The sequence below is a fragment of the Photobacterium sp. BZF1 genome (genome assembly GCF_014349205.1).
In the GTDB taxonomy this organism is placed as follows: Bacteria; Pseudomonadota; Gammaproteobacteria; order Enterobacterales; family Vibrionaceae; genus Photobacterium.
In genome coordinates this window covers 1-8,934 of the sequence record NZ_JACSOF010000206.1, presented here as the reverse complement: position 1 = coordinate 8,934, position 8,934 = coordinate 1, and the positions used below count along the sequence as shown (strand labels likewise).

Here is an 8,934-nt window from a genome sequence, read left to right as displayed (position 1 = left end):
GTATATAGGATCCTATTTTACCCAAAAGATCAGGATCTTACCTACCTTAAGGTCACATGTTTTTCCGAATAATGATCCTTTTTCTCCTTCAGATGATCTTTTCTTTCCTTAAAGGGTCACACGTTCTTCCGATCTAATGATCTTTTTGTTCTTCTTAAGGTCACATGTTTTTCTGATCATGTCCTGTAGAGGTGGGGATAAGTATAATTTGTTGTTAACTGGCCCTATTTCTTCTGCTTCAGGTCACATGTTTTTCCGATTTTATGTTGCTATGGTTAGTTTATTAGGCATAATCTGTGGTTGAGGTTACATCTTTTTCCGATATTTTCCGTCAAGATCGGAAAAATGTGTGACTCTTACACCCTAAACCGGAAAGATTCGTTACCCAAAGGTGAATAAGTGAGCGATTCAGACTTCTCAATGGACAATGCACAGCAAGAAATTGTGCGTACTGACGATAGTAAGCAGTTACCTAGTCAATTTTTTAAGAAAAGCCATGATTTGATCTTTAGCCAGACATCACTTTCTCCTCGTGAACATGATCTGATGGCATTGCTGCTTAGTCGTCTTCATGAAGAACATTGGGAGACTTTCATTAATGGTTCATTACCTAAATCACCCGCTTATGACTTCAACTCAGACGTTTTATGTGAATGGTTAGGGGTTAAGAAGGCTGATCTCTTCAATACGTTATCTGAAACGGCTGAGAGGCTTTCTGAGCGTAAGATTGGCATTAGGGAAGATGGGAAAAAGAGTTTTACCTTCATACCTTTATTTAAGCGACTTGAATATGCGAATGCAACACTCACCATGACCCCCAATGATGAACTCATGATCCAATACCTCGGAGTCTCTCAAGGGCATGCTCAGGTTGATCATCGTGTATTCCGTAAACTTAGGCGTGAGCATTCGAAGCGATTGTATCCTTTGCTATGCCGTTTCAAAAACAAAGGAACAAAACTTCATCCACAGTCCATTTCAGATCTTCATGGCTTTTTTGGTTTGCTTAACGAAAAAGGTGAGCTGATCAAAAAAAGCTATGTAAACAATAAGGTGTTTATCGAGCGCTGTATCAAACTGCCGATTGAAGAGATCAGTAAAGTAGATAGCTCTATTGATTTTGTCATCGGTTCTGGAGGGACTGTTGGCTATGAGCCAATCAAGAAGGGTCGTAAGATCGATAAGATCGAATTCTTGTTTAATTGGAACTCTGTCTTTGAGAAACCTGTAAGATCTGATGAAAAGGATCTTTCTGAAGAATTATCTTATGAAGATGCCGTTAGGTCCTATTGGGATATTGAGCTTGAAAGAGCGCTTCCTACTCCTGATGAATTCAACAATGTGAAGAAACGTTTGGGTGAGTTAGCTATGGATGACCAGATCGCCATTAACGAGAGATTCATGACCAAGTTCAAGGGAGCTCTGGCTATCCTTGGAGAGGGGGCTGTCTAAACTTAAGGCTTCACCTGAATGGCTCCCCGTTTCCTTCGTAGTCTGATGCTGTAAGAAAGTACAGCATCAAGCCCCTCCCTTTCCCCCATTACTCAGTCCTTATTTGTCATAACTGAAAACTGCTGTCTTCATTGATAACTAGTGCGGTTCATTCCGATAAAGATCAATAATTCTACTCATCAGTAAGATTTTATCAGGTAGAAGGTAATAAATTCGATAGACAGATTTTTAGAATTAGATTTACTTTTTCTGCTATATGCAGCATTATAGGGTTTAAGATAAAAAGCTGCACATAGGAAGGCATGGCATGTATGACCCAAAACAACTAATAACACGCGTCGCTGAACGCTCTGAACGTATGCTGTCAACGTTAACCGAGCAGATCCATCAACAAAAAGAAGAAATGGAATCAAATACTTACTATCACGTATACTCTAAAGCTGCTGTAGCAAAGCTACCAAAGCTAAGTAAGGCGATTGTTGATAAGACCGTTTCGGAGATGGAAGAGGCTGGCTATACCTTTGAAAAAAGGAAAGCTGGAAGTTCTGAAAAATATGCCATGTCGATTCAGAACATTGTCGATATCTACCAGCATCGTGATGTGCCAAACTATAGAAATAAGCACTCTGGTGCATTCACTATCTTTGTAGGCAACTTGAAGGGAGGAGTCTCTAAGACGGTAAGTACAGTATCGCTGGCCCATGGCTTACGTACCCACCCTCACCTTTTGCAAGATGATCTACGCATCCTTGTTATTGACCTTGATCCCCAGTCCTCTGCAACAATGTTTCTCAACCATAAACACTCTATTGGTTCTGTTGAGGACACTGCGGCACAGGCTATGTTGCAGAATGTAGAGCGCGATGAGCTTATCGAAGAATTCATCGTGAGCTCTGGTGTGCCTGGCGTCGATATCATACCGGCCTCTATTGAAGATGCCTTTATTGCTTCACGTTGGGATGAACTTTGCCAAGAGCATCTTCCTGGCCAGAATATACATAGTATTTTACGTACGAACATTATCGACAAAATACAGTCAGACTACGACTTTATCTTTATTGACAGCGGTCCACACCTTGATCCTTTCTTGACGAATGCGCTAGCCGCATCGGATCTGCTGATGACTCCAATCCCACCGGCGCAAGTTGATTTTCATTCGACATTAAAGTACTTGAACAGGTTGCCTGAGCTACTAATGATGATTGAGGAATCTGGATTTCCTTTGCGTGTTGTGGGAAACATTGGTTTTATGTCCAAGCTTGCAAATAAATCTGATCACAAACTATGCCACAGCCTTGCCAAAGAAATCTTCGGCGGTGACATGTTAGATGTTGCGTTACCGAGGCTAGATGGTTTTGAGCGTTGTGGAGAGTCGTTTGATACCGTAATTTCTGCCAATCCAGCAACATATGTCGGTAGTAGCGAGGCTTTGAAGAATGCCCGCATAGCTGCAGAAGATTTTGCAAAAGCCGTGTATGACCGTATTGAATTTATCCGTTCCAACTGAGGTAAAAAATGAGCAAACGAAAAACTATTGGCCGTACTTTTAGCGGTGTATCTCTTAGCTCGGAGCCAGTTCTTGAAACCAAAGGAACAACGCAGCGTTTTGTGCTTGAGTCTGGGGTAAATGCTGAATTTGAATTGGATATTATTTCAGCAGAAGAGTTGGCGGATAAAACTTTTGTTGAGTTGGCGACCAATGGTCGTGATCAAGAAGCATTAACTGAAGAATCTGTTGCTGATATTGTTCGGACAATAAAGTTGCAACAATTCTTTCCGGCTATTGGCCGTCAAGTCGGTGATAAAATTGAAATCCTTGATGGCTCTAGGCGGCGTGCTGCAGCCTTATTTGCCGGCACTGGGTTGAACGTACTAGTTACCAGAGATGAAGTTAGTGCTGAAGATGCGAGACAACTTGCTGCTGATATCCAGACTGCCCGCGAGCATAACTTACGTGAAGTAGGAATGCGTTTAGCTGTATTACGTAACAGTGGAATGAGCCAGAAAGAAATTGCTGCTTCTCAAAGGCTTTCTACTGCGAAAGTAACGCGTGCAATCCAGGCTGCTACTGTGCCTGCTGAGATGCTGGCTGTATTTCCTGATCAGTCAGAATTGTCTTATCCTGATTATAAGTTGCTCTTGGATATTTCAATGTCATTGGCAGCGAAAGGTATAGAGTTAGCTGATGTGATTGCCCAAGTAATGGTTGATAAGGATGAGTTTGACCCGTCCCTAACCGCAGAAGATGTTAAAGTAGCAATTATTAAATCATACAGGTTTGCTTCTGATACATTACTGGCTAAACCGGTTGCAAAAAAAGCCAAAGTAGAAAAATTATGGACCTTTGATGACAATAACGCGTTTGCACGCAAGCGGACTAAAGAACGTCAGTTTAGCTATGAGTTCAATCGCTTGCCTAAAAATGTGCAAGCTGAGCTTGATACTGTTATCGCTGAGACGTTGAAAAAACATTTGTCGTAGTTCGGTCTCACTCTGGCAACTCTGAGTTGTCAGAGTGATAAATCTCTATGTGGAGATTTTGAAAAGTTGGTGGTTGAGGCTAGTCATATGAAAAAACTAATGACAATACTGACTTGTGGTTCGGTTCTAATGGGGTGTAATTTTGAGCTGACAATAAGCGGCGGAAATGAGAAGTTTTGTCATTTTATAGAAGTTGACAGTGATCAGCATGACTACTTTTGGGAAGCAAGATACGTTAACTCTAATCATAATGAATTGAAGTTAGATAAAGAGTATTGTGAAAACTCGGTGACGATGTTTCATAATAACACGGCACCGACAGCGACGTTTGAAGGCAAGGTTCCTACGAGCTTATCGTATACATATAGGCAAGTCGTTAGTTCGATTTATGCTGATGAGCATATTGGTATATATCAGGTATTTGGTCAGCAAGCACATATAGCTAGGGATCACCACTCGTCGGGCCTCATCTTTGCAATAAATGATGATGGGGAGGATGGTGAATTTGAATCTATTCATGCTTATCAAAGAGATGGAAGATTCCGTTATTCAGAATATGCTAAAAAAGCAACAGAGTTAACAGATATTTTTAGGTCAGTAGCTAGATAGGTATTTAAATCAGCAATTGATAGGGAAATTTTTATCGATTATGCCTGTAAACAGGAGAAATAAACGTATTCAAATAAGGTTCGATATACTCCTATGCAGAGGTCAACTTTATTTGGCCACGTTTTTATAGTTATTCCAGTAAGGTCTTTCATACTCATTCGGTGTCAGCCCTCCATTATAGTGAGGCGGCCTAAGCTGACTGTAATACCCGATTATGTATCGAATGATTTCTTGTCGAGCTTCAGCAAAACTCCGATAGCCCGTAACTGGAACCCATTCTGTTTTTAAGCTTCTGAAGAACCGTTCCGTAGGACTTTTGTCCCCGTAGTTTCCTCGTCGCGATAAGCTCTGTTTTATCTGATAACGCCATAGCAACTGACGATAATGACGACTCGTATAATGACTGCCTTGATCGCTGTGGAACATAACACCTTTAGGATTCCCTCGTGACTCATAGGCCATTGAAAGTGCTTTTCCTGTGAGCTGGCTATCTGGCGATAAAGACATTGCCCAGCCGATTGGTTTACGGGCAAATAGGTCTATAACGACAGCTAAATACATCCAGCGCTTTCCTGTCCATACGTATGTCATATCACCAACCCAAGTATCATAGGGGTCGTAACAGGAAAATTGACGAGCCAGGTGGTTCGGGACTTCAAAATGTTCCTTAGATGCTTTCCGGTACTTATGCTTGGGTGATTGACAGCTAACCAACCCCATTGGTTTCATCAGTCTGGACGCTTGATAGCGAGATAATCTAACACCCTGAGTAGATACCCATATCAGCAATACTTCGATGAACACTGAGCACTTCACACAGTGTTTTTACACTGTAGCGCTGCCTGGGTTTCTCGATAATCGAGAATTGTTCAGTGAGTCCGGCATCAACAGAGCTGTAGCTTTTTTAATAATTCGTTGTGCTCTTCAAGACGAGCTTTTAATTCACGAATTTCAATTTGATCTGGTGTCATCGGAGAGGCCTTTGGCGAAGTGCCTTGCAATTCTTCCTTTAGCTGACACACCCACTTATCCATCGTGGATTTACCAACATTCACTGTTTTGGCAGCTTCCGATACTGAGTACCCTTGGTCTAGAACTAGCTGCGTATCTTCTAGTTAAAACTCGGGGCTAAATGTTCTACTGCTATGTTTTGTCATGTTGTCATCTGTTCGCTTCTGAGGCGATGATATCACCTCTAACCAGGTGGCCAAGCTTAGTGTGCCACTACACTCTGTATCTTCAACAATAAGAGGGAGCTGTCGGTTAAATGATGCAATACCACGAGGTATTATTATACCGAATTCTGCGAGTAAACCTCTGACTTGGTTAATTTGCCCTGTATTGATTGAAACTAATCTCTCCCTAGCCTTATGCAAATAGCATAGATTGCTGTTCAATAGTTTTTTCGGTACAAAACGCATACTAGGGCGAGTGACGGTTTCACAGATAGCCTCTGGATCAGCATTGCCATTCTTGTTCGTTTTTACGTATGACTTAACAAACTGTGGAGGCATAAGTTTAACCATATGACCGAACTGTTGAAATGATCTTGCCCAGTAGTGGGCACCAGAACACGCTTCAATACCAATCAGGCAAGTGGGCATATTGACGATAAATGATGGTATTTTTTCTGGTAACATTTTTCTTCAGCACAACGTTACCATCTTTATCAACTCCATGAAGGGAAAAAGATGATTTGGCTAAATCAATACCAAATGTTGTCACTAACATGCCCTTTTCCTTGCTGTCTCTGAACTTACATCAAGTGTAGGTAAGAGGGATGCGCTCATAACATTAACAAAGCCCCACGCATATCAAACAACCGGTGCCGGCGTTGTTCTTCTGTGCCGTATAGCTTCATAAGCCATGTATAGAAATGCCTTTTTTAAACTGAACCTGATTTTTAGCATGGTAATTGCCTAACAAAGAGAGGTACTCAGATATATGTATAAAAACTTTCATTTGCTGTCTCATTCATTTTGTATGTTATCAACCTTATCGAAGTTGAAAGTAATCATATGTCAAAATAAACTGGAAAAAATAATTAAATTTACTACTATTGAGTGGTTGTCCCATTTATGAGGATAAACAGCCTGCAATATAAAGAGGCTTGTTCAAAGGAGTGATATGTTATTTGATAATTTTCTTGAACACAAAGAAAAGACTGCCCTGATTGACCATAATGGTGAAGAAATAAGTTATAAGTCTTTGCAAGATAAAGTAGATGATTGTTCTAACCGTCTTGGACATGAATATAGGAAATTAATTTTCATCAAGTGTTCAAATAATGTTGAATCAATCTGTTTTTATGTAGCATGTCTACAATCAGGTCATCCGGTTCTGCTATTGAATTCAGAGAATGATAGCCAGAATGAAGAGATCAGCATGCGATATAAGCCAAATGTAATCGTTGATGCTTCAAATGCTGATGTTACAATTAAATTATATCACAATAAACGAATAGAACTTCATGAAGACCTTGCTATCTTACTCTCCACATCTGGTTCTACAGGTTCTCCAAAGTTAGTTAAGCTCTCTAAAAAAAATATAACTTCTAATACTCATTCAATTATAGAATATTTGGGTTTAAATTCATTTGATCGAGCTATTACATCGTTAAAATTTAGTTATTCGTACGGTATTTCAATTGTTAACAGCCACCTGCAAGTTGGTGGAAGTATAGTTCTTACTGAGTTATCTGTGAGTTGCTCTGAGTTTTGGACACTTGTTAATACCAATAATGTAACGAGTTTTTCTGGTGTACCATATTCATATGAGATGCTATCTAAGCAAAAGTTCAACCTTAGCAATTATCCATCAATAAGGTATCTAACTCAGGCTGGAGGAAAACTATCTGCGCCATTAGTCTCTGAATTTTCAAAGAAGGCTTCAATATTAGGAATTAAATTTTATGTTATGTATGGTCAAACTGAAGCATCACCAAGGATAAGCTATTTACCCCCTAAATATACTGAATTATATCCTGACTACATAGGTCTAGCTGTACCTGGTGGAGAACTTGCAATAGTAGATGATGAAGGTAACTTTATTAATACCCCAAATCAAAGTGGAGAACTTGTTTATAAAGGGCCAAATATTATGATGGGGTATGCTTTATCACCGTCAGAACTCAGCGTCAGAGAAGAAATTACATGGCTAAAAACTGGAGATATGGGGTTCAAAAACGAGATTGGACTTTTTAAAATCAATGGTCGTAAATCTCGCTTCTCAAAACCGTTCGGTATCAGGGTAAATTTAGATGATATTCAAAATAAATTGAATGAAAAATCCTTAACAGCAGCTGTAACAGAAAGAAAAGACATAATAATTATTGGAGTAGAAAGTGATGGAAATGACAAACGAATAGAAGATATGGTTCATAGTATAATTCAAAGTGAGTACAATTTACATCGTTCAGCAGTGTCTATTCATCAATTTGAAAAACTTCCTTTGTTACCTAATGGTAAGTTTAATTATACAAAACTAGCAGAGTATAATAGAGAAAATATCTTAACAAGATTCCTGAAGAACTTTAAAGAAGAGATACTTCATTTGTCAGGAATTAAAGAACACTCATGGGAAAGTATGACTCAAATTTTTCAATATTATTTTCCCGATGATTGCGTCAATAGTCAAAGCTCTTTTATCTCATTAGCGGGAGACTCACTGATATACGTATCAATTTCAGTCGAAATTGAAAAATATTTAACTTCACTTCCTGATAATTGGCAATCGATAACAGTAGCATCTTTAGAAGAAATGAGAGAGAAAAATGAATTTTGATATGAAATCAGTAGATTGTAATGTCCTACTTCGTTCGTTTGCTATCTGCTTGGTCGTTGTCAATCATTCAATTTGGATTGATTTGGGTGGCGGGATGAACTTTTTATTATTATTGTCTGGATTTAACTTTGCACGTTTTTCATTGATAAAAAATAAAAGTGAAGCAATCTATGATTTATGGAAGTTAGTATATAAAATCGTTATTCCAAGTTTATTAATAATTCTATTATATTCATTTATTAATGAAAGGATGAGAGTGGAAGAAATATTAATGTTTAGTAACTTTATGTACTTAAATAAAGTTACAGATATTGCTCTTCCTATTTGGTATCCACAAGTTTTATTACAATTGGTTATAATTATATCTTTTCTGCTGTATGTTACCCCTGAAATAAATAAAGAATCAAGGGGGTATGTTATTATAAGCTTTTATTTCGGATCGCTAGTTATTTATGAGGTGTCAAAACAATTATATGACAGCTCACACCTGCTAAATAGGATTCCTACTCTACATTTATGGAATTTTGTGTTAGGTTGGGTTTTATGGATATTATTAGAAGATAAGAATTTTATTAATAAATCGATCTCATCTTTTATAGTCTTTATAAC

Annotated in this window: 7 protein-coding genes and 1 pseudogene; 6 read left to right on the top strand and 2 right to left on the bottom strand. The window is 38.8% G+C overall.

From position 1 onward, the window contains the following. Positions 1-399 precede the first annotated feature (399 nt). The 4 genes from BIZ37_RS27975 to BIZ37_RS27960 all read left to right on the top strand — a co-directional run bounded on the left by BIZ37_RS27975 (position 400) and on the right by BIZ37_RS27960 (position 4,542). Positions 400-1,452, top strand: coding sequence for a replication initiation protein (locus tag BIZ37_RS27975; RefSeq protein ID WP_370577916.1), 1,053 nt, complete (start codon positions 400-402; stop codon positions 1,450-1,452). A gap of 307 nt (positions 1,453-1,759) precedes the next feature. Continuing rightward, positions 1,760-2,959: an AAA family ATPase gene (locus BIZ37_RS27970; protein WP_187464324.1), complete on the top strand. Its 1,200-nt coding sequence runs from the start codon at positions 1,760-1,762 to the stop codon at positions 2,957-2,959. A gap of 8 nt (positions 2,960-2,967) precedes the next feature. Continuing rightward, on the top strand, positions 2,968-3,933 hold the full coding sequence (locus BIZ37_RS27965) for a ParB family protein (protein ID WP_187464323.1): 966 nt from the start codon (positions 2,968-2,970) through the stop codon (positions 3,931-3,933). Between the two features lie 87 nt (positions 3,934-4,020). Continuing rightward, positions 4,021-4,542, top strand: coding sequence for a hypothetical protein (locus BIZ37_RS27960; protein WP_187464322.1), 522 nt, complete (start codon positions 4,021-4,023; stop codon positions 4,540-4,542). Between the two features lie 108 nt (positions 4,543-4,650). Here BIZ37_RS27960 and BIZ37_RS27955 read toward each other — a convergent pair. Further along, positions 4,651-5,699: pseudogene (locus BIZ37_RS27955) on the bottom strand (IS3 family transposase). Positions 5,700-6,120: 421 nt separating this feature from the next. Beyond that, positions 6,121-6,273 (bottom strand): hypothetical protein, encoded by a 153-nt coding sequence (locus BIZ37_RS27950; RefSeq protein ID WP_187464326.1) that lies wholly within the window; start codon positions 6,271-6,273, stop codon positions 6,121-6,123. A gap of 396 nt (positions 6,274-6,669) precedes the next feature. Here BIZ37_RS27950 and BIZ37_RS27945 point away from each other — a divergent pair, with 396 nt between their 5' ends. Both BIZ37_RS27945 and BIZ37_RS27940 read left to right on the top strand, forming a co-directional pair. Further along, positions 6,670-8,325 carry an AMP-binding protein gene (locus BIZ37_RS27945; protein WP_187464321.1) on the top strand — a complete coding sequence of 552 codons (1,656 nt, stop codon included), beginning with the start codon at positions 6,670-6,672 and terminating at the stop codon, positions 8,323-8,325. 1 nt (position 8,326) lies between these two features. Continuing rightward, the coding region (locus BIZ37_RS27940) for a hypothetical protein (RefSeq protein ID WP_187464320.1) at positions 8,327-8,934 on the top strand (608 nt) is incomplete at its 3' end.